At 70.7% G+C, this 21,456-nt stretch carries 14 protein-coding genes; 5 read left to right on the top strand and 9 right to left on the bottom strand.

The annotated features are described in order from the left end of the window. Positions 1-14: 14 nt before the first annotated feature. Together DEJ20_RS08930 and DEJ20_RS08925 are read right to left on the bottom strand one after the other, a co-directional pair. Positions 15-1,334, bottom strand: coding sequence for an MFS transporter (locus DEJ20_RS08930; protein WP_071403956.1), 1,320 nt, complete (start codon positions 1,332-1,334; stop codon positions 15-17). 157 nt (positions 1,335-1,491) lie between these two features. Continuing rightward, entirely contained in the window at positions 1,492-2,421 is a 930-nt protein-coding gene (locus tag DEJ20_RS08925; RefSeq protein ID WP_027465460.1) for a proteasome assembly chaperone family protein, read from the bottom strand. A 76-nt stretch (positions 2,422-2,497) separates the two neighbouring features. Between DEJ20_RS08925 and DEJ20_RS08920 the strand changes: the two genes are divergently transcribed. From DEJ20_RS08920 to sucB, 3 genes are all read left to right on the top strand, one after another. Continuing rightward, the gene (locus tag DEJ20_RS08920; protein ID WP_111235926.1) at positions 2,498-3,988 is read left to right on the top strand and encodes a leucyl aminopeptidase; all 1,491 of its coding nucleotides are present in this window, start codon (positions 2,498-2,500) and stop codon (positions 3,986-3,988) included. A 156-nt stretch (positions 3,989-4,144) separates the two neighbouring features. Continuing rightward, entirely contained in the window at positions 4,145-5,518 is a 1,374-nt protein-coding gene (gene lpdA / locus DEJ20_RS08915) for a dihydrolipoyl dehydrogenase (RefSeq protein ID WP_027465458.1), read from the top strand. Positions 5,519-5,591: 73 nt separating this feature from the next. Beyond that, positions 5,592-7,100 (top strand): 2-oxoglutarate dehydrogenase, E2 component, dihydrolipoamide succinyltransferase, encoded by a 1,509-nt coding sequence (gene sucB, locus DEJ20_RS08910; RefSeq protein WP_111235927.1) that lies wholly within the window; start codon positions 5,592-5,594, stop codon positions 7,098-7,100. Positions 7,101-7,201: 101 nt separating this feature from the next. On the opposite strand, the gene DEJ20_RS08905 is transcribed toward sucB, so the two are convergent. Further along, complete coding sequence (locus tag DEJ20_RS08905; protein WP_146245458.1) at positions 7,202-8,029, bottom strand: hypothetical protein; 828 nt, start codon at positions 8,027-8,029, stop codon at positions 7,202-7,204. A 128-nt stretch (positions 8,030-8,157) separates the two neighbouring features. Here DEJ20_RS08905 and DEJ20_RS08900 point away from each other — a divergent pair, with 128 nt between their 5' ends. After that, positions 8,158-8,874 carry a DUF4191 domain-containing protein gene (locus tag DEJ20_RS08900; RefSeq protein ID WP_111110728.1) on the top strand — a complete coding sequence of 239 codons (717 nt, stop codon included), beginning with the start codon at positions 8,158-8,160 and terminating at the stop codon, positions 8,872-8,874. 559 nt (positions 8,875-9,433) lie between these two features. Here the strand turns inward: DEJ20_RS08900 and DEJ20_RS08895 are convergent. After that, complete coding sequence (locus DEJ20_RS08895; RefSeq protein WP_071244549.1) at positions 9,434-9,889, bottom strand: RDD family protein; 456 nt, start codon at positions 9,887-9,889, stop codon at positions 9,434-9,436. A gap of 141 nt (positions 9,890-10,030) precedes the next feature. Here DEJ20_RS08895 and glnA (DEJ20_RS08890) point away from each other — a divergent pair, with 141 nt between their 5' ends. Beyond that, a complete protein-coding gene (gene glnA / locus DEJ20_RS08890) occupies positions 10,031-11,455 on the top strand; it encodes a type I glutamate--ammonia ligase (protein ID WP_027465453.1) in 1,425 nt (474 codons plus the stop codon). Positions 11,456-11,895: 440 nt separating this feature from the next. Here the strand turns inward: glnA (DEJ20_RS08890) and DEJ20_RS08885 are convergent, their stop codons facing one another. From DEJ20_RS08885 to glnA (DEJ20_RS08865), 5 genes are all read right to left on the bottom strand, one after another. Continuing rightward, positions 11,896-13,323 carry a UDP-glucose dehydrogenase family protein gene (locus tag DEJ20_RS08885; protein WP_111235929.1) on the bottom strand — a complete coding sequence of 476 codons (1,428 nt, stop codon included), beginning with the start codon at positions 13,321-13,323 and terminating at the stop codon, positions 11,896-11,898. After that, a complete protein-coding gene (locus tag DEJ20_RS08880; protein WP_111235930.1) occupies positions 13,320-14,900 on the bottom strand; it encodes a glycoside hydrolase family 26 protein in 1,581 nt (526 codons plus the stop codon). The genes DEJ20_RS08885 and DEJ20_RS08880 overlap by 4 nt, the downstream gene beginning before the upstream one ends. Beyond that, positions 14,893-16,533 carry a glycosyltransferase family 2 protein gene (locus DEJ20_RS08875; protein WP_111235931.1) on the bottom strand — a complete coding sequence of 547 codons (1,641 nt, stop codon included), beginning with the start codon at positions 16,531-16,533 and terminating at the stop codon, positions 14,893-14,895. Before DEJ20_RS08875 ends, DEJ20_RS08880 begins: the two co-directional genes overlap by 8 nt. Positions 16,534-17,080: 547 nt before the next feature. Beyond that, positions 17,081-20,032, bottom strand: coding sequence for a bifunctional [glutamine synthetase] adenylyltransferase/[glutamine synthetase]-adenylyl-L-tyrosine phosphorylase (locus DEJ20_RS08870; protein ID WP_111235932.1), 2,952 nt, complete (start codon positions 20,030-20,032; stop codon positions 17,081-17,083). Positions 20,033-20,068: 36 nt separating this feature from the next. Next, positions 20,069-21,406, bottom strand: coding sequence for a type I glutamate--ammonia ligase (gene glnA, locus DEJ20_RS08865; protein ID WP_027465449.1), 1,338 nt, complete (start codon positions 21,404-21,406; stop codon positions 20,069-20,071). Between the last annotated feature and the right edge of the window lie 50 nt (positions 21,407-21,456).

The following is a 21,456-nucleotide window of genomic DNA, read 5'->3' as shown; positions in this document are numbered from 1 at the left end:
CGGGTCCGTGATCATTATTGCACGTGCCGCTTCCGCAGGCGTGCAACGAGTGCAACCCAGAGTGGCCCGACGCGTATTCCCTCTTCCGAGTGCAGCACGCGGCGGGTCCGACGGCGGGCGTGCAGGAGCATCCCGACGCCGAAACCGACCACGACGTACTGCACGGTGAGGGCGATCCGGAAGTTCTCCCAGGCGAACACCTCGGTGCCCGAAGCCCGCGCAGCGACGTCGAGGACGACGCCGATCAGGTACATCATCACGAAGGCCGCCAGGAACCCGCCGACGTTCACCACGCCGTTCGCCGAGCCGAGCGATCCGACCGGGTTGAAGGTCCGGGCGAAGTCGAAACCGATCAGGGAACCGGGCCCGCCGATCCCCATCGCGACGACGAGCAGCACGAGCAACCACGTCGGCGGGTGCCCGGGCCAGAGCAGGATCGCCGTCCAGAGCACCGCGAGCAGGACGACCACGCCGAGCACCAGGTTCGACCGACGCATCGGGAACCGCGCACAGAGCACGCCGAGCACCGGACCGGCGACGAACCCGACGACCACGATGATCGTGAGGAACCCCGCTGCCTCACCCGGGGAGTACCCGAGCCCCCGGAGCATCGGCACGCCCCACAGCAGCGAGAACACCGTGCCCGAGGACTGGGTGACGTAGTGCGACCAGAACCCGAGTTGCGTGCCCGGGCGCCGGAGCGCGTGCCCGAAGGTGCTGAACGCGGCACCCCACGAGTGCGGCAGCGGGATGGTGTCCGTCCGCACCGGCACGGGACCGTTCCGCACGAAGACCGCGGCGAGCACCAGGCCGACAGCGCTGGCCGCGGCCGCGACGCCGAACGCCGGGGTCCAGCCCACCGTGTGCAGGAGCACCGCGAAGGGGAACGCCGACAGGATCTGGCCGATCTGCCCGAGGTTGCCCGTCCACTGCGAGATCTGCGGCAGGATCCGGCCGCTGAACCACATCGGCACCAGGCGGATCACCGAGATGAAGGTCATCGCGTCACCGGCACCGACGAGCACCCGCCCCGCGATCGCCGGCCCGATCGACGGGGACACCGCGACGATCGCCTGTCCGACGACCAGCAGCGCGGCGCCGAGGAGCACCAGCCGGCGGGGGCCCACGCGGTCGAGGGCGATCCCCACCGGGATCTGCAGCCCCGCGTAGACGGCGATCTGCACGACGGCGAGGGTGGACAGGACCGCGGCGGAGACGGCGAACCGGTCCTGCGCGTCGACGCCGGACACCCCGAGCGAGGACCGCTGCACCACGGCGAGGACGTACGCGAGGACCGCGACGCCCCAGATCAGGAAGGCACGACGGGAGTTCACCGGACCAGGCTACCGACGCGTCCCCGCGTCGATGCGCGACGAGCGTCGTCGACGCGCGTCACGTCGTGCGGGCGACCGGAGGGCGGCCTGGAGGCGCGGTGCGGGGCCGCCACGGGCCTCCAGGCCGCCCTGTGGGGACGTCCGGATCCCGCGACGGTCAGTCGGTCGCGTCGCCCTGGGTGCGCCGGTCGGCGAGGAAGCGCTCGAGCTCGGCCGCGATGGCGTCGGCGGTCGGCACCTCGCCGTCGACGCCGGTGAGCGGCGATGCGACGGGGTTGCCCTCCATGTACGTGTCGTGCCGCTCCTCGAGCACGGAGACCAGGCGCTGCAGCTCGGGGTTGCCGGCCACCTGCTCCTCGACGCGGGTGAGGAACTCGCGACCCGACTCGCGCAGGGCGTCGGTCGGGAAGATGAGCCCGGTCGCGGCGGCGATGCCGGACAGGGCTGCGACGGCGGCGTCGGGGAACTCGGTGTCGGACAGGTAGTGCGGCACGAGCAGCACGAGCCCGGTGACCTGGGCACCAGTCTCGGCGAGGCGGTGCTCGACCAGGTGCAGGACGTTCGCCGGCGCCTGGGTCTCGGGCTTCCAGACGCTCATCTGCTCGACGAGGTCGGCCCGGGTGCCGGAGACGGTCAGGCTGATCGGACGGGTGTGCGGGACCGGCATCGGGATGGACTGCACCCACGTGGTGTCGGCGACCTGCAGGTCGGCGGCGAGCCCGGTGACTGCGCGGACGAAGCGGTTCCACTGGAAGTCCGGCTCGTAGCCCGACAGGAACAGGAACGGCTGGCCGATCTCGTCGCGCACCAGGTGCAGGGCCAGACGGGGCGGCTCGACGGCGCTGATGTGGTCGTGCTCGAAGGTGATGACCGGGCGACGGGCCCGCCAGTCGAGCAGCACGTCCGGGTCGAACTCGGCGACGAGTTCGGTGTCGAGGTCCTCGAGGATCGAGTTCGTCACCTGCGCGACGGCCGATCCGGCATCGGCGAAGCCGGTCAGCCCGGCGATCAGGTGCAACCCTGCTGGCACGGTCGGGGCGTCCGCGTCGAACGTGTAGAGCTCCTCGGGGTGGTTCACCGTCCCCATGCTAGGCGGGGCCTCCGACGTCCCCGGTGCGCGACGACCACGCCGACAGCGAACAGGCCGTCGGTAGGGTTGGAGCATGGTCCGACCGACGCTCTCCACCACCAGTTCACCCCCCGAGACCACCACCGCCGACGTGCTCGTCGTCGGGGTCCGCCCGGGCTCGTCCGGCGAGGCCGACAGCACCGCCGTGCTCGCTCCCACCGCCCTCGGCACGCTCGATGCCCTCGCCGGCCTCGACCTCGCCGCGATCGGGGTCACCGGCGCGAAGGACCAGCTCGTCCGCCTGCCCGCCAGCGGCGTCGGTGCGAAGTCGGTCGCGCTGATCGGGCTCGGCTCCGCCACGGGTGCCGCGGCGATCCGCGCTGCGGCCGGCAGCGCCGTGCGACAGCTCCCCCGCGTCGACTCGATCACGCTCGCCCTGCCCACCGACTCGGCCGAGCTCGTCGACGCCGCCCTCGAGGGCGCGGCGCTCGGCGCGTACGCCTTCACCCGGCACAAGGGCACCGGCACCAAGGCCCCGGCCCGCGGCGACCAGCGCATCGAGGTCGTCGCCCCCGCCGACGTCGCAGCCGACGCCGCCGTGCGCCCCGCGATCGTCGCAGACGCCGCGTCGCTCGTGCGCGACCTCGTGAACACCGCCGCGGGCGACCTCGGGCCGCAGGACGTCGCCGACGTCGCGACCGGGTTCGCCTCGGACCTGCCGCTCACCGTCGAGGTCCTCGACGAGCAGGCGCTCGAGGAGCAGGGCTTCGGCGGCATCCTCGGTGTCGGCCGCGGTTCGGCGCGTCCCCCGCGCCTGGTCGTCGTCCGGTACGCGCCGGAGTCCGCCACGAAGCACCTCGCCCTGGTGGGCAAGGGCATCACCTTCGACTCGGGCGGCCTCTCGCTCAAGCCCGCGGCGTCGATGCTCGGCATGAAGACCGACATGACCGGTGCCGCCACGGTGCTCGCCGCGACCGTCGCCGCCGCCCGCCTGGGGCTGAACGTGCGCGTGACCGCGTGGCTCGCCCTCGCCGAGAACATGCCCTCCGGCACCGCGACCCGCCCGGGCGACGTCCTGACGCTGAAGAACGGCACCACGGTCGAGGTCACGAACACCGACGCCGAGGGCCGCCTGGTGCTCGGCGACGGGATGGCCGCCGCGTCGCTCGAGCAGCCCGACGCGCTCGTCGACGTCGCCACGCTGACCGGCGCCCAGGTCGTCGCGCTCGGCGACCGCACCACCGGCCTGATGGGCAGCGACGACCTCGTCGCGAAGGTCCGCGCCGTCGCCGAGGGCGTCTCGGAGCCGATCTGGCCGATGCCGCTGCCCGAGGAACTCGAGGCACGACTGTCCAGCGACGTCGCCGACATCGTCAACGCCACGGTCGGCAACCCGGCCGGCGGCATGCTGCTCGCGGGCAAGTTCCTCGAGCGCTTCGCCGGCGAGGGTGTCCCCTGGGCGCACCTCGACATCGCGGGTCCGTCGGAGAACACGGGCGGCGGGTACGCCTGGTTGGGCAAGGGTGCGACGGGTGTGATGGTCCGGACGCTCATCGCTCTCGCAGAAGACCTCCAGTCCGAGTAGTAGGTTTGGTACCGGTGGGATCGGCGCACCGACGCGCCTCCCACCGGTACTGCACGGGACGGGACCGGAACCACGCGGTCCGACCGTCGGACGCCGCCCTCCGCGGTGTCCACGTAGGGCCCGATCGGCCCGACACGCACGAGGGAGTTGCACCAGGTGACGGAACAGACTTACGACGTCGTTGTCCTCGGTGGCGGGAGTGGTGGGTACGCCGCTGCGCTCCGGGCCGCCGAACTCGGCATGAGCGTCGCGCTCATCGAGGGCGACAAGCTCGGAGGGACGTGCCTGCACCGCGGCTGCATCCCGACCAAGGCGCTGCTGCACGCCGCCGAGATCGCCGACGGCACGCGTGACGCCGAGAAGTACGGCGTGATCGCGGAGTTCGCCGGGGTCGACGTGCCCAAGGTGATCGACTACCAGCAGGGCGTCATCAACTCCAAGTACAAGGGCCTGCAGGGCCTGATCAAGGCCCGCGGCATCACCGTGGTCGAGGGCTGGGGTCGTCTGACCTCGCAGAACACCGTGCAGGTCGGCGACCAGACCGTCACCGGCAAGAACATCGTGCTCGCGACCGGCTCCTACTCGAAGTCCCTGCCGGGGCTCGAGATCGGCGGCCGCGTGATCACCAGCGAGACCGCGCTCCGCATGGACTACGTCCCGAACAAGGTCGTCATCCTGGGCGGCGGCGTCATCGGCGTCGAGTTCGCCAGCGTCTGGAAGTCCTTCGGGGCCGAGGTCACCATCGTCGAGGGCCTGCCGCACCTGGTCCCCGCCGAGGACGAGTCGATGTCGAAGCAGCTCGAGCGTGCGTTCCGCAAGCGCGGCATCGAGTTCTCGCTCGGTGTCCGGTTCCAGGGCGTCGAGCAGCACGAGAACGGCGTCGTCGTCACGCTCGAGGACGGCAAGACCTTCGACGGTGACGTCCTGCTCGTCGCCGTCGGCCGTGGCCCGGTCACGCAGAACGTCGGTTACGACGAGGTCGGCGTGGCGATGGACCGCGGGTTCGTCACCACGAACGAGCGTCTCGCCACGAACATCCCGAACGTCTACGCCGTCGGCGACATCGTCCCCGGCCTGCAGCTCGCGCACCGCGGCTTCCAGCAGGGCATCTTCGTCGCCGAGGAGATCGCCGGCCTCAACCCGGTGGTCATCGAGGACAAGAACATCCCGAAGATCACCTACTCCGACCCCGAGGTCGCGTCGGTCGGGCTCTCGCAGGCCAAGGCCGAGGAGCAGTACGGCGCCGACAAGGTCGACTCGTACGAGTACAACCTGGCCGGCAACGGCAAGAGCCACATCATCGGGACCTCCGGCTCCGTCAAGGTCGTGCGCGTCGTGGACGGCCCCGTCGTCGGCGTCAGCATGATCGGCGCCCGCGTCGGCGAGCTCATCGGCGAAGCCCAGCTCGCCGTGAACTGGGAGGCCTACCCGGAGGACATCGCTCCCCTGGTGCACGGTCACCCGACCCAGAACGAAGCCCTCGGCGAGGCGTTCCTGCACCTCGCGGGCAAGCCGCTGCACGCGCTGTGACCGGCACCGGGCAGCGCACTGTGACAATGACATCAACAACCACTGCAATCCCCCGCGAAGAGGAGTCCACCCGATGAGCGAATCCGTCAACCTCCCGGCGCTCGGCGAGAGCGTCACCGAGGGCACGGTGACCCGATGGCTGAAGAACGTCGGTGACCGGGTCGAGGTCGACGAGCCGCTGCTCGAGGTCTCCACCGACAAGGTCGACACCGAGATCCCGTCGCCGATCGCCGGTGTCGTCGAGGAGATCCTGGTGCAGGAGGACGAGACCGTCGAGGTCGGCACCGCCCTCGTGAAGATCGGTGACGGCTCCAGCTCGTCGGACGGCGGATCGGACTCGTCCGGCGCCTCCGACGCGAACGCCGCCGCTGCCGAGGCGGAGGAGCCCGAGGCCGCTCCGAGCACGGAGCAGGAGGCCGAGACCCCCGCGCCCGAGCCCACCGAGCCCGAGCCCGCTCCCGCCGGTCAGACGCAGCCCGCCGCCCCGCAGGCACCGTCCGCCCCGCCCGCGGCAGCGCCGGTCCCGGCCGCCGCGCCGGTCCCGCCGCCCGCAGCCGCTCCGCCGGCTGCCGTGCCGGCCCAGGCCGCTCCGGCAGCCGCGCCGGCTCCGGCATCCGCGCCGAGCGCCACGGCCGCCGCCGCGGTGCCGAACCCCACGCAGGACGGCGCAGCCTCCGGTTACGTCACCCCGCTGGTGCGCAAGCTCGCCAACGAGCAGGGTGTCGACCTGTCCACGGTCACGGGTTCCGGTGTCGGGGGGCGCATCCGCAAGGAGGACGTCCTCGCCGCCGCCGCGAAGGCCCCGGCCGCCTCGGCCGCAGCAGCACCCGCCGCCGCGTCCGGCCCGTTCGTCGCCGAGGTCTCGCCGCTGCGCGGGACCCGCGAGAAGATGACCCGCCTGCGCAAGGTGGTCGCCGAGCGTGCCGTGCAGTCGATGACCTCGACCGCACAGCTCACGAGCGTCGTCGAGGTCGACGTCACGAAGGTGGCGCAGTTCCGTGACGCCCACAAGGCGGAGTTCCTCGAGAAGACCGGCTCGAAGCTCTCCTTCATGCCGTTCTTCGCCCTCGCGGCGTCCGAGGCACTGAAGGCCCACCCGAAGATCAACTCCACGGTCGACGGCGACGAGATCGTCTACCCGGAGACAGAGAACGTCTCCATCGCGGTGGACACCGAGCGCGGCCTGCTGACCCCGGTCATCAAGGACGCGGCCTCGCTGGACCTGGCGCAGTTCTCGAAGTCCATCGCGGACCTCGCCGAGCGCACCCGGAACAACCAGCTCAAGCCCGACGAGCTCGCTGGCGGCACGTTCACGCTGACCAACACCGGTTCGCGTGGCGCGCTGTTCGACACCCCCGTGGTGTTCCTGCCACAGTCGGCGATCCTCGGCACCGGCATCGTCACGAAGCGCCCGGCGGTCGTGAAGGTCGACGGCCAGGAGGCCATCGCCATCCGCTCGTTCGTCTACCTGGCGCTGTCGTACGACCACCGGATCATCGACGGTGCAGACGCCTCGCGGTACCTCGTCGCGGTGAAGAACCGTCTCGAAGAGGGCAACTTCGCCCCGAACCTCGGGTACTGATCACCAGCAGCACGGCCGACGGCCCCGGTTCCCCTCGTGGGAGCCGGGGCCGTTCCCGTTCCGGGGCGGGATCGGCGTCACCCGCCGCGTCACCCGCCGCGTCACCCGCCGCCGAGCATGGTCAGGGCGGCGACCACCGACCCGACGGCGACGACGAGTCCCACGAGCACGCGGCGGAGCGGGAGTCGTCGTGCGGCTCCGAGCGGGACCCCGTGCTCGACCACGTCCCGCAGGCGCTCGAACAGTCCGTCCTGCCCGTCCGGTGTCGGCGGTGCGGCGAACACGAGGTCGCTCGGCACAGGGGTCCAGCGGAACGGCCGGGGCGCGGCGGCGGCACGGACGACGTCGAGTGCTGCTCGTGCGCTCGGCCCGTCGCCGTCGACGGCGTCCTGCAGCGCGTCGAGCACCGGTTGCTGGGCGGGATCAGTCGGGTCGACGCGGTCCCACACCGCCCGGGCTGCGAGCACGAGGGTCCGGGTCGCGTCGGTCGAGTGCGCGGTGCGCGTCGGGTGTGCGGTGCGCGTCGGGGTCGTCGTGTTTGTCTGGTCCGTCGGGCTCGTCGCGTTCGTCGGGCGGTCGCAGAGCACGACGGCGCCGGCGTCGTCCACCAGCACGTCGTCGATGCTGGCTGCACCGAGCAGGACCGCGCCGTCGTGCACCGCCACCAGGAGCTCCAGGAGCGGGACCGTCAGGGTCACCGCGACCCCGGTGGTCGGGGTGCCGAGCCGGTCGAGTGCCGGCACGAGCGGCGTGCCCGTGGGCCGGTCGAGGTCGACCACGAGACGCCCCGTCGGGGTCCGACCGACCGCGGCCACCGGGACGAGGTGGCGCTCGGCGGCCGCGGAGCGGTCGGCGACCCAGGTGAGCACGTCGTGCTCGTCGCCCGCTGCGATCCAGCGATCCGGGTGGTGGTCGGTGCTCGTCTCCATGGTGACCAGCGTGGCGGTGGCGCGGTGGGCCTCCAGGCTCTCCCGCACCACCTGTGGACAAGACGTGTTCGCGCACAGCCGGACACGCGACGGTCTCCCCCGGCGCACGGAGGCCGTATCCTGTTCGCATGGCACGCAGCTCTTCCACAGACAAGAAGGCGAAGGAGCCGGGGCGTCTCAAGCAGATGTTCCAGGTCTTCCAGATGACCCGAAAGGCCGACCCGTCGTCGGTCTGGTGGTTCGCCCTCGCCTTCGTCGGTCCGGTCGTCCTCGGTGTCCTGCTGGCGCTGCTCCTGCCGGGGCAGAACTGGCTCGCGATCATCCTGTGGATCGTCGCCGGTGTGCTGCTCGGTGTGCTGCTCTTCCTCATCGTGCTGGGTCGTCTGGCCGAGCGTGCCGCGTACTCGCAGATCGAAGGCCAGCCCGGCGCCGTCGGTGCCGTGCTGTCGAACTCGCTGCGTCGCCAGTGGCGCTCGAGCGAGATGCCGGTCGCGGTGCACGGGCGCTCGCAGGCAGCGGTCTACCGCGCCGTGGGTCGCCCGGGGGTCGTCCTGATCACCGAGGGCCAGCGTGGCAACCTCAACCGCCAGGTCGACGAGGAGCGCCGCAAGGTCCAGCGCATCGTCCCGAACGTCGCCGTGCACGTGCTGCACGTGGGTGACGGCACCGGTGAGAGCCTGACGCTGCACAAGCTGCCCCGCGCCATGAACAAGCTCAAGAAGTCGCTGAACCGCAACGAGGTCCTGGCGGTCGCGAACCGTCTCGACTCGCTGACGCAGAGCCCAGCGGCCTCGATCCCGAAGGGCATGGACCCGATGCGGGCCCGCGCCGGACGGCCGCGCTGACCGAAGTCCGCCGCACACGAGGACGCCCCCGACCAGTTCTGGTCGGGGGCGTTCTCGTGTGCGGAGGCCGCGGGGCCGGGGTGTGCGCGAGGCCCGCACCGTGCGACCTTCGCCGCACCGTGCGAGGTTGCTAGCTCGGTGCGGGACTCCGGCGGCGCACGGGGCAGGCAAGCTCGCACCCGATGAGCAACCTCGCACGGTGCGAGGGCCAGCGGCGGAGGCCCGGCGCGCAACCTCGCACGGTGCGAGGGCGCGGCACCGGCCCTGAACCGTGCGAGGTTGTCGGCTCGGTGCGATACTCCGACGGCGCACGGGGCAGGCAAGCTCGCACCCGATGAGCAACCTCGCACGGTGCGAGGGCCAGCGGCGGAGGCCCGGCGCGCAACCTCGCACGGTGCGACGGCGCGGCACCGGCCCTGAACCGTGCGAGGTTGTCGGCTCGGTGCGAGACTCCGACGGCGCACCGGGCAGGCAAGCTCGCACCCGATGAGCAACCTCGCACGGTGCGAGGGCGCGGACGAGAGCCACGGCCCGCGCGCCGCACCCGCGGCCGACGCGATCAGCGGCGGACGAGCACCGTCCCCGCGATGCGGTCGTGCGCACCCCGGCTGTCGCGGTCGATGATGAGCGCCGGGACCACCAGGCAGAGCAGCACCGTCCGGAGGATCGGCCGCCACACCCCCACGTAGCCTCCACGCATCGGGACGACCCGCAGTCCGACGCAGATGTGGCCGAACGACCCGGACAGCAGGCAGATGAACACGATCTGCAGCACGGCGAAGATGGCGATCTGCACCCAGGAGTGCGCGATGTCGCCCGAACCGTTCACCGGCGACCAGACCCCGGTGACGTAGGCGACCAGGTCAGCAAGTGCGCCGTCGATCAGGAGCGCGACGACCCGCCGCCCGATCCGCCCGACACTCCGGGGCCCGGACTCGGGCAGCCCGAGGTCCTTGCCCGGCCATCCGTCCGGGTGCTCGGAAGGCGCGGACGGACTGGGAGTGCTGCGGGCCATGGTCCCCAGCGTAGGCGACGGCCCGGGCGTAACACGCCCGAAACAAACCAGTCATGTCCGGGAAACCCCGTGTCAATAGCCTCGTCGGAGGTGCCTTGACCGGTGCCTCCGACATCACCCAACCCATTGGAGATCGGCCCCATGTTCAGCGATTCCTCCGAGGTCCTGGCCTTCATCAAGGACACCGACGTCAAGTTCCTCGACATCCGCTTCACGGACCTGCCCGGTGTGCAGCAGCACTTCAACATCCCGGCATCCACCGTCGACGAGGACTTCTTCTCGGTCGGCCAGCTGTTCGACGGCTCCTCCATCCGCGGCTTCGCGTCGATCCACGAGTCCGACATGCAGCTGATCCCCGATGTCACCACGGCGTACGTCGACCAGTTCCGCGCCGAGCGCACGCTCATCATGATCTTCGACATCTACAACCCGCGGAACGGCGAGATCTACGGCCGCGACCCGCGCCAGGTGGCGAAGAAGGCCGAGAAGTACCTCGCGTCGACGGGCATCGCGGACACCGCGTTCTTCGCCCCCGAGGCCGAGTTCTACATCTTCGACGACGTCCGCTACTCGGTCACGCAGAACGAGTCCTTCTACGCGGTCGACTCCGAAGAGGGCGCTTGGAACACCGGTCGTGACGAAGAGGGCGGCAACCTCGCCAACAAGACCCCGTACAAGGGCGGCTACTTCCCCGTGTCGCCGGTCGACAAGACCGCCGACCTGCGCGACGACATCACCCTCAAGCTGATCGACGCCGGCTTCGAGCTCGAGCGCTCGCACCACGAGGTGGGCACCGGCGGCCAGCAGGAGATCAACTACAAGTTCGACACGATGGTCCACGCTGCGGACGACATCCTGAAGTTCAAGTACATCGTCAAGAACACGGCCGACCAGTGGGGCAAGGTCGCCACGTTCATGCCGAAGCCGCTCTTCGGCGACAACGGCTCGGGCATGCACACCCACCAGTCGCTCTGGTCGGACGGCAAGCCGCTCTTCTACGACGAGAACGGCTACGGCGGTCTGTCGGACCTCGCCCGCTGGTACATCGGCGGCATCCTGAAGCACGCCTCGGCGCTGCTCGCCTTCACCAACCCGTCGATCAACTCGTACCACCGTCTGGTCAAGGGCTTCGAGGCCCCGGTCAACCTGGTCTACTCGGCCGGCAACCGCTCGGCGGCGATCCGCATCCCGATCACGGGCACCAACCCGAAGGCCAAGCGCATCGAGTTCCGCGCGCCCGACGCCTCCGGCAACCCGTACCTCGCCTTCGCCGCGCAGCTGATGGCGGGCCTCGACGGCATCCAGAACCGCATCGAGCCGCACGAGCCGGTGGACAAGGACCTCTACGAGCTCCCGCCCGAGGAAGCAAAGGGCATCCCCCAGGTCCCCGGCTCCCTCGACGAGGCGCTCGACGCGCTCGAGGCGGACCACGAGTTCCTCACGAAGGGCAACGTCTTCACCGAGGACCTCATCCAGACCTGGATCGACTACAAGCGTGAGAACGAGATCCTCCCGCTGGCCCAGCGCCCGCACCCGTTCGAGTACGAGCTGTACTTCGGCGTCTGAGTTCCCTGCTCGCCACGAAGGGCCCCGCACCGTCAGGTGCGGGGCCCTTCGCCGTGCCGGCCACGTTTCGGGCTGGGCGACACCGCACGGGCTGCGCCGCCCGTGAGGTGTCGCTCAGCGCGAGAGGACGCTGCCACCGTGCGCGCGGGGTGCGGACGCGACCGCCTGGAGGCCCGGTGCCGGTCCGGCGGGCGGGTACCGGGCCTCCAGGCGGTCGCGACGCACGTTCCTTCCCATCGCAGCCGGACTGGAAAGCGGAATCGGGCGTCCCTGATCAGAACTTCCGACCAGGGACGCCCGAGTCGACCAGGGACGCCCGATCCGACCAGGTACGCCCGATTCGACCAGGTACGCCCGGAACCGCCCGGACAGAACAGGCCCCGGGCGCACGGGAACGGGGCCCGCGCCGCCCGGCACGGACCCCGTCTCGCGAACGGTGACTAGCGGCTCGTGGCCAACGCGTCGTTCGTCCCCGCTGCGACGCTCACGGGTGCACCCGTGACCGGCGTGGGACGTCCCAGGGAACGGACGGTCCACCCCGCTTTCACCCAGTCGAGGACCGGGAGGCAGTTGCGCGCGTCGATGACGACGCGGCGCCCGACGAGGTCGCCGAGGGCGACCGGGTCGGCGGTGATGATGTCGTCCCACTCGGTGAGCACGAGGACGACGTCGGCGCCCTCGATCGCGTCCGTCATCGAGGCGGCGTAGCTCAGCGTCGGGAACGAGCGCTTCGCGGGCTCCATCGCCTCGGGGTCCCAGAGCGTCACCTGGGCGCCGCGGAGGTGCAGCGCGGCGGCGACGTTCAGCGCCGGGGAGTCCCGGACGTCGTCGGTCAGGGGCTTGAACGCGGCACCGATGACGGCCACGCGACGGTTGAGCACCGATCCCCCGGCCGAGTCGATCGCCATGTCGATGACCCGCTGGCGCTGCCCCATGTTGATCTCGTCGACCTGCTGCATGAGGCCGACGACCTGGCCCGCGCCGATCTCGTTCGCGCGGTACATGAGCGCCCGGATGTCCTTCGGCAGGCAGCCGCCGCCGAAGCCGAGGCCGGCGTTCAGGAACTTGCGGCCGATGCGGGCGTCGTGGCCGAGGGCATCGGCGAGCGTGGAGACGTCGGCGCCGGTGATGGCGCACATCTCGGAGATCGCGTTGATGAACGAGATCTTCGTGGCGAGGAACGCGTTGGCGCTCACCTTGACGAGTTCCGCGGTGGCGAGGTCGGTGGTGATGACCGGGGTGCCCTCGCTGATCGGCGCGGCGTAGACCTCGCGGATCACGGCGTCGGCGGCTTCGGAGGCTCCACCCCAGACCAGACGGTCCGGGTGCAGGGTGTCCTCGACGGCCTTGCCCTCACGCAGGAACTCGGGATTCCAGATGAGCTCCGCGTCGATGCCGGCGGGGGTGAACTCGCGGACGATGCCGCGGAGTCGCGAGGCGGTGCCGACCGGGACCGTCGACTTGCCGACGATGAGGCCCGGGTGGGTGAGGTTCTCGGCGACGCCACGGGTGGCGCTCTCCACGTAGGCGAGGTTCGCCGCGTGCGATCCGGCCTTCTGCGGGGTGCCGACGCAGACGAAGTGGACGTCCGCAGCGGCCACGGCCGAGGCGATGTCCGCCGTGAAGCGGAGCTTGCCGCTGGCGACGTGCTTCGTGATGAGCTCGGGCAGCCCGGGCTCGAAGAACGGGACCTCACCGGCGGACAGTGCGGCGAGCTTCGACGGGTCGATGTCGACACCGATGGTCTCGAAGCCCATCTCGGCCATGGCGGCCGCGTGGGTGGCGCCGAGGTAGCCGGTGCCGATGACGCTGATGACGGGTGCGGGGCGGGTGTCGGCCGATGCGGTCGACTTCTTGGACTCGCTCATTGCGTAACCTCCTGCAGGTCGTAGTCGATGTCGTTGCGCTTGATGCCCTCGGCGAAGGCCTTGAGGGAATCGGCGCGGGAGTTGAGACGCCAGTCGTTCGTGGTGCGCTTGCCGTCGATGATGGTGGTCGCGGTCTCGCTGAAGTACGCGAAGCCGACGATGTCCTTGTTGGCGGGGTCCGCCAGCGCATCGAAGAGCGAGTTGATCCACTGCGTCTTCTGCGGGTTCGCGACACTGGTGCCGGTCTCGGTCGCCCCGATCTCGTTGAGCATGATGCCCTTGCCCGGCGCGATCTGCCGGAGCTGCGCGAGCGTCGCTCCGAAGGTCGTGGCGAACGTCGGCTGCTCGGTGGCGTCGCGGTAGTAGCCGCTCATGCCGACCCAGTCCACGTAGTCCGCACCCGGGTAGTACTGCTGCATGTAGTCGAGCGTCTGGTACTTCGTGTTGCCGAGCTTGTCGATGCGGCTCGGGGACCAGTCCCAGATGACGTACTGATTCGCGCCGTTCGCCTGGAAGACGTCGTGCACGTGCTTCCACATCTTCTTGTAGGAGCCGGCCGGGTTCTTCTGGGCGTCACCCTCGGACCAGTTGTACCAGGAGCCGTTCATCTCGTGATCGAGACGGATGACCATCGGCTGCCCGTTGGCCGCCAGCGCCTTGGCGTACTTCGTCAGGTAGGCGTCGAACGACCCGCCGGAGATGTCCTCGTTGGTGTACCCGGGGACGTACTTCTGGTCGTTGCCGGTCTGTGCCGGCACCGTCTCCCACGTCATGAGCGGGACACGACCGTTGGCCCAGGAGCGCTGCACCGCGGTGGCGTTGAACTCCTGGTCGAAGCCCTGGAAGAAGCCCGTCATGTTCGACGCGGTGCCGACCTGACGGGAGACCTCGTCGTACTCGGCCCAGTTGAACGGGGACTGCGCGGTGTACAGGCCGTACCAGCGCGACTGCTGGCCGAGGATCTCGGCCTTGGTCGGCGTGACGATCGGGGTGGCACCCGGATCGGTCGAGGGACCGGGGTTCGGCTTCGAGCCGCCACCGTTGCCGGAGCCGGACCCGGATCCGTTGCCGGAACCCGATCCGCTGCCGGACCCGTTGTTGGACGAGCCCGAGCCGGAACCGGACCCGCCGGCGGAACCGGTGCCGGCCCCGCCGGAACCCGAGCCACCGCTGCCGGAACCCGCGGCGTTGACGTTCGACGAGCCTCCCGAGTCCTTCGCGGCACCGAGCTGGGACTGCAGCGACGCGATCTGCGCCTTGAGTTCCGAGATCTGGTCGCCACGCGACCCGGCCTGGGCCGTGCGGGAGTCGAGCTTGCCCTCGAGCGACCAGATGCGCTCCTGGGCGGCGTCGAGCTGCGTCTGCAACTCGGCGGCGGACACCTTCTTGACCTTCGGCGCCTCGACGCCGAGTGCCTGGTGCACGGCGGTCGAGACGGGGCCGGTGGGCGAGATCCACACCGACCAGGTGATGAGGCCGAGCGCCAGCACGATGGCCGTCGTGCCGATGGCCGTCCGGCGGGCGTGCTTGCTGGACTGCGCCCACCAAGCACTCGAGGAACGGATGATGTCAGACAATGAGGAACGCCTCCAGGGCGAAGATCGCGATGCCGATCACGTACGGGATCGCTGCGTACGGGTTGTACCGGCGGGCTCGGGCGGGGGCCGGCGCGGCTGCTCGCTGGGCCTCCTGCTGCGCGACCGCGGCTGCGGCCTCGCGGCGGGTGGCGAGCACGGTGGTGGTGGAGTTGGTCGCCGCGTCGGCACCGAAGAGCTCGTCGAACGCACGGTCGACGGCCACCTGGTCGACGGTCTCGAGCGGAGCGGGCAAACCCGATCCCGATCCCGCCGAGCCTGCGTCCGCACCGTTGATCCGGGCACGTTCGGCGTCGATCGGGCTGACCGGGATCTGCGCCGTGGAGGACAGCGGCTGGACGGCGTCCGCCGGGTCCTCCTGCATCGGACCACCGGCGTAGGCGCCGGCCCGGGTCCCCCAGCCGGACGCGTGCGCCAGGCGGAAGAAGCCGATGAGCCGGATCGGCATCAGGAAGAACGTCGACACGATGATGAACATCGGCAGGCGGAAGAAGTCGCTCGGCTTCTCGGACAGGTGCCGCATCTGGCGGATCGCCATGCTCAGGACGCTCGAGATCACCATGAGCGCCGCGACGTAGACGAAACCGGTCGAGAAGCCGTACTGCGACAGGATGCCCTGGTACAGGTTCTCGCCCTGGCCGGTGAAGGCACGGTAGATCCAGCCGGCGATCACGCCGAAGAGCATGAACGGCAGGATGATGTCGGTGATGAAGAACGCCGCCAGGATCGGGGCGTGGCCGAGCATCCAGGGCAGCATCCGCAGCGTGTTGTACTGCGAGCCGCGGGCCCAGCGGAGCTGCTGCTTGAACAGCTTCTTCACCTGGAGCGGGGCGTCCGTGTAGACCAGCGACGTGTACTGGTAGACGGTCCGGTACCCCTCCTTGAGCGTGAGGTTCGTCAGCGTCCGGTCGTCTGAGACCTCGAGGAACACGCCCATGAACTTCTCGTGCATGAACCGGTCCATCACCCGCATGAGGATGCTCCGGCGGAACGCGATGGTGCGCCCGGGCAGGCAGCCGATCTGCCCGAGGACACTCTGTGCCGGCATCGAGTAGAGCGCCCGCGAGTTCTCGAGCCAGTCGGCCCAGCGGGTGATCCAGCTGCGCTCCGGTTCGAGGATGCGCTGCCGGGTCGTCACGCCACCGACGGACTCGTCGGCGAACGGCCTGAGGAGTTCCTCGAGCGCGCCGGGGGTCCAGACGGTGTCGGAGTCGACCAGCACGGTGATGTCGCCGTTGGACATCTCGGTGCCGACCTTGACGGCGTTGCGCTTGCCCGGGATGGGCGTGTGGGTCCAGCGGACGAGCGGGGCGAACTCGTCGCAGACCTCTTCGAGCGCCTCGTTGCGAGCACCGTTGATGACGACGATGATCTCGCCGGGCTGCTGCTCGACCATGCGTCCGATGACGTCACGGAAGAGGTCGAGCGGTTCGTCCACGACGGGGACGACGACGCTGGTGGTACCGACGAAAGTGCCGGTGAAGGGGCGGTAGCGGGCGGAGATGACGACCTTGAGCAACCAGAGCAACCAGATCACCGCGGAGTACACGGCGAACAGGTAGAACTCGGGGTGCCCTTCGACCATCTGCCTGATCTGCAGAATGAAGGTGAACACTGATCCCTGCTTCAACGTTCGAGGTGGAGATTCCGCTTCATCGGGGAATCAGGGCCGGTTCGGGTGATGCAATTGATGCAGAACCTGAACGCGCGCGCAACGCGGCCCCCGTCCGGGGGCGTTACGGCCGCGTTACGGGGTACACACTGGTCCCCCTCTCGGCCGGTCGGAGCGGTCCCCCGTCGTGCTGACAGCACTCCTGCGGACCGTGCCTCGAAGCGGGCTCGCCCCGATGGGCGACAGGTGCGGCCTGGAGGCACGGGTCGGGTCCAACGGAAAGCCCCGGTCAGCAGGTGGTCACGGAGCGTGCCGGGGGGCACCGGAAATGGTCCCCTGGCGGTCCGGTGGGAGTTCGGTCACGGCGCGGTAACGAGCCGTACTCCGCTTCGAACAGGGGTACGAACGGGGTGACGTCGGGGGACGGCGCGCGACACGGAGAATTAACCTTCGACGGCTGCTCAGGGCGGGTCCGTCCGCGGACGCTCGGGCGTGTCGCGAGGTGCTCAGCGCTGCGTCGGCGGCGGACCAGGCACCGTGTCCGGGCGGGTCAGGCGCCGTAGAACTCGCGCTCGAACACCTGTCGTGCGCGCCGCGTGACGCCGAGGTAGTCGTCCTCGAGGCGGCTCGCGGAGCCCGGCGGGTACTCCATCAGGCGGGCGACGCCCTCGAGCTGGACGCGGTCCACCGGCAGCACGTCGGTGGTCTTCCCCGACCACAGCACGAGCGCGCTGCGTGTGCGCGACGCGAAGCGCCAGGCAGCCCCGAGTCGCTCGCCGTCCTCGGCGCCGACGAGTCCGGCGTCGACCGCGGCGTCGAGCGCCTCGAGCGTCGACGTGGTCCGGAGCGACGGGATCTCGAGCGCGTGCTGCAGCTGCAGGAGCTGCACGAACCACTCGACGTCGCTGAGCGATCCCCGGCCGAGCTTGAGGTGCCGGGCGGGGTCGGCGCCGCGGGGCAGCCGCTCCGACTCGACGCGGGCCTTGATGCGGCGGACCTCGCGCACCTGGTGGTCGTCGATCCGCTCGGGGTACCGGGTGCGGTCGGCGAGGTGCTCGAAGTCGCGAAGGAGCCGTGCGTCACCGACGGCACCGCGGGCGCGGAGGAGCGCCTGCGCCTCCCACGTGAGCGACCAGCGGGCGTAGTAGGCGCCGTAGGACTCGAGCGTCCGCACGACGGGACCGTTCTTGCCCTCGGGGCGCAGGTCGATGTCGAGGTCGAGCGGGTGGATCGTGTCCTCGGTCAGGCGGTTGAGCTCGCGCACGACGGTCTGGGCCGCCCGGGACGCGATCTCGGGTGCCAGGTCGGGGGCCCGGTACACGTACAGCACGTCGGCGTCCGACCCGAAGCCGAGTTCCCGACCGCCGTACCGGCCCATCGCGATGATGCCGAACTCGAAGCCCTCGGGGGCGTCACGGCGGGCGAGCGCGAGGGCTCCGGCAAGGGTCGCCTCGGTGACGTCGCTCAGGGCCGGGCCCAGGCCGTCGACGTCGAGGGAGCCGAGCACGGCGGCCATGCCGAGCCGCAGGGTCTCCCGACGTCGAGCCGACCGGAGCAGCGCCGCGGAGCCGTCCACGTCGTTGCCGTGCCGGGCGGTGGTCGCGGTCATCTCGGCGAGCAGGGAGTCGATCGGCCGCGGACGCAGGAGCGCCTCGGGTTCGTCGAGCCAGGCGACCGCCTCGGGGAACCGCTCGAGCAGCCCGGACAGGAACGCCGACTCGGACAGCACGGTGGTGAGCGAGTGTGCGGCACCGGACGAGTCCCGCAGCATGCGGAGGAACCAGCTCGACTCCCCCAGGCCGTCGCTCAGCCGGCGGAAGGCCAGCAGCGCGCGGTCCGGTGCCGGCCCCTCAGCCATCCAGCGCAGGAGCACCGGGAGCAGGTTCCGCTGGATCGCCGCGCGCCGGCTCGTGCCCTGCGTCAGGGCGCGGATGTGGCCGACGGCTCCGGCGGGGTCGACGAACCCGACACCGGCGAGCCGGTCGACGACCTGGTCGTTGGTCAGGACGATCTCGTCCTCGGTGGAGGCCACCGCGGACAGCAGCGGCCGGTAGAACAGGCGCTCGTGCAGCCCGCGGACCTCGAGCTTCACGGCGCGCCAGCGGGCCTCGAGCGCCGGGGCCGACGCGGCGACACCGCTCGACCGGGCGAGCACCCGCAGCTCCTCTTCGTCGGAGGGCATGAGGTGCGTGCGCTGCAGTCGCCGGAGCTGGATGCGGTGCTCCAGCACCCGGAGCAGGGCGTAGTCCGGGCCGAACCGGGCGGCCTCGGCACGGCCGACGTACCCGGCGTCGGTCAGGGCGTCCATGGCCTCGAGCGTCGACCGCACCCGCACGGACGGGTCGTCACGGCCGTGCACGAGCTGCAGGAGCTGCACGGTGAACTCGACGTCCCGCAGGCCACCGGGGCCGAGCTTGAGCTGGCGGTCGACGTCGGCGTCCGGGATGTGCTCCGTCACCCGCTCGCGCATGCGCTGCACCGACTCGACGAACCCCGGACGGGTGGAGGAGTTCCACACGAACGACGCGACGGCCTCGGCGTACCGGGCACCGAGGTCGGCGGACCCGGCGATCGGCCGGGCCTTGAGCAGCGCCTGGAACTCCCACCCCTTCGCCCAGCGCTCGTAGTACGCCACGTGCGAGTCGAGGGTGCGCACGAGTGCGCCGTCCTTGCCCTCGGGCCGGAGGTTCGCGTCGACCTCCCACAGGGCGGGCTCGGCGGCGAGGTCGGTGATCGCGTGCATGGCGGCGATCGCGATGCGGGTGGAGACGAGCACGGCCCGGTCGGTGGGGACGTCGTCGGTGGGCTCGGTGACGAAGATGACGTCGACGTCGCTGACGTAGTTGAGCTCGCGGGCACCGGCCTTGCCCATGGCGATCACCGCGAGCGGGGTCGCCGCGACGTCGGCCGCGGGGAACGGGACCTCGCGCCGGGCGATGTCGACCGCGACGTCGAGGGTGGCTCCCGCCAGGTCGGCGAGGCCGGCAGCCACCGCCGGGAACGCGTCCGTCGGCACGGGGTGCAGCACGTCGAACAGGGCGATCTGGGCCAGGTGCCGGCGGTAGCGCACGCGCAGGCGCATCCGGGCGTCCTCACCCGTGGCGCCGTCGACGGCCTCGGTCAGCGACGCGGTGTACCGCTCCTGCGACCACGGTTCGCCGACCGGTTCGAGCAGCAGTGCCAGCTCGGCCGGACGCCGGTGCAGGAACTCCCCGAGGCCGATCGAGGCGCCGAGCAGGCGGATCAGTCTCTCGGTCGCGGCGTCGTCCGTCAGGACGGGGCGGAGCTCGTCCGGTGCGCGCTCGAGCAACCGCTCGAGCATCCGCAGGGCGCCGTCCGGATCAGCGGTGCCGCCCCAGAGCGCGGCAGACCCGGCGACCGGCAGCGGCACGTCGGGGCCGAACCGGGCCTCCAGGTCGGCAGCCCGCTCGAGGCTCTCCGACAGCTCGGCGAACCCCAGACGGGCCAGCTCCGAACGTGACGTCGTCGTCCGACCGGTCATGTGGAACGTGCTCCCGAGGGGTCAGGGCGCTCGGCTCTAGAGCGCGCCGAGGTTGGTGTCGAGCTCGAACGGGGTGACCTGGTCGCGGTAGCGCTTCCACTCCTGCCGCTTGTTGAGCAGCACGAAGTTGAACACCTGCTCGCCGAGGGTCTCGGCCACCAGCTCGGAGTCCTCCATGAGGCTCAGGGCGTGGTCGAGGCTCGCGGGCAACTGGCTGTAGCCCAGGGCCCGGCGCTCCGAGTCGCTGAGGCTCCACACGTTGTCCTCGGCCTCGGCGGGGAGCTCGTACTCTTCCTCGATGCCCTTGAGGCCGGCGGCGAGCAGCAGCGAGTACGCCAGGTACGGGTTCGCCGCCGAGTCGATGCCGCGGTACTCGATCCGCGAGGACTGGCCCTTGTTCGGCTTGTAGAGCGGCACGCGCACCAGGGCCGAGCGGTTGTTGTGGCCCCAGGTCACGAAGGACGGGGCCTCGTCGCCGCCCCAGAGCCGCTTGTACGAGTTGACGAACTGGTTCGTCACGGCGGTGATCTCCGGCGCGTGCTTGAGCACGCCGGCGATGAAGTGCTTGGCCGTCTGCGACAGCTGGTACTGGCCACCGGCCTCGTAGAAGGCGTTCTGGTCGCCCTCGAACAGCGAGACGTGGGTGTGCATGCCGGAACCCGGCTGGCCGGAGATCGGCTTCGGCATGAACGTCGCGTAGACGCCCTGCTCGATCGCCACTTCCTTCACCACGGTGCGGAACGTCATGATGTTGTCCGCCATCGTCAGTGCGTCGGCGTAGCGGAGGTCGATCTCGTTCTGCCCGGGGCCTGCCTCGTGGTGCGAGAACTCGACCGAGATGCCGAGGTCCTCGAGCATCCGGACCGACCGGCGGCGGAAGTCGTGCGCGCTGCCGCCGGGGACGTTGTCGAAGTAGCCGGCCTGGTCGACGGGCTGCGGGCCGCCGTCCTTCCACTCGCGGCTCTTCAGCAGGTAGAACTCGATCTCGGGGTGCGTGTAGAACGTGAACCCGCGGTCGCTCGCCCGCGCCAGGGTGCGCTTCAGCACGTTGCGCGGGTCGGCCACGGCGGGCTGCCCGTCCGGCGTCGTGATGTCGCAGAACATCCGCGCGGTGGGGTCGATCTCGCCGCGCCACGGCAGGATCTGGAAGGTCGAGGGGTCCGGGTGCGCCAGGACGTCGGCCTCGTACGAACGGGTGAGGCCCTCGATCGCGGAGCCGTCGAACCCGATGCCCTCGGCGAACGCGCCCTCGACCTCGGCCGGGGCGATCGCCACCGACTTCAGCGTCCCGATGACGTCCGTGAACCAGAGTCGGATGAACTTGATGCCGCGCTCCTCGATGGTGCGGAGCACGAAGTCCGTCTGCTTGTCCATGCACGACCTTTCCGTGTATCGGGTGGCCGCGGGCGGGCCTCGTCCCAGGC

Source organism: Curtobacterium sp. MCSS17_005, assembly GCF_003234225.2.
GTDB classification, from domain to species: domain Bacteria; phylum Actinomycetota; class Actinomycetes; order Actinomycetales; family Microbacteriaceae; genus Curtobacterium; species Curtobacterium flaccumfaciens.
This window is presented reverse-complemented; position numbering and strand designations above follow the sequence as displayed.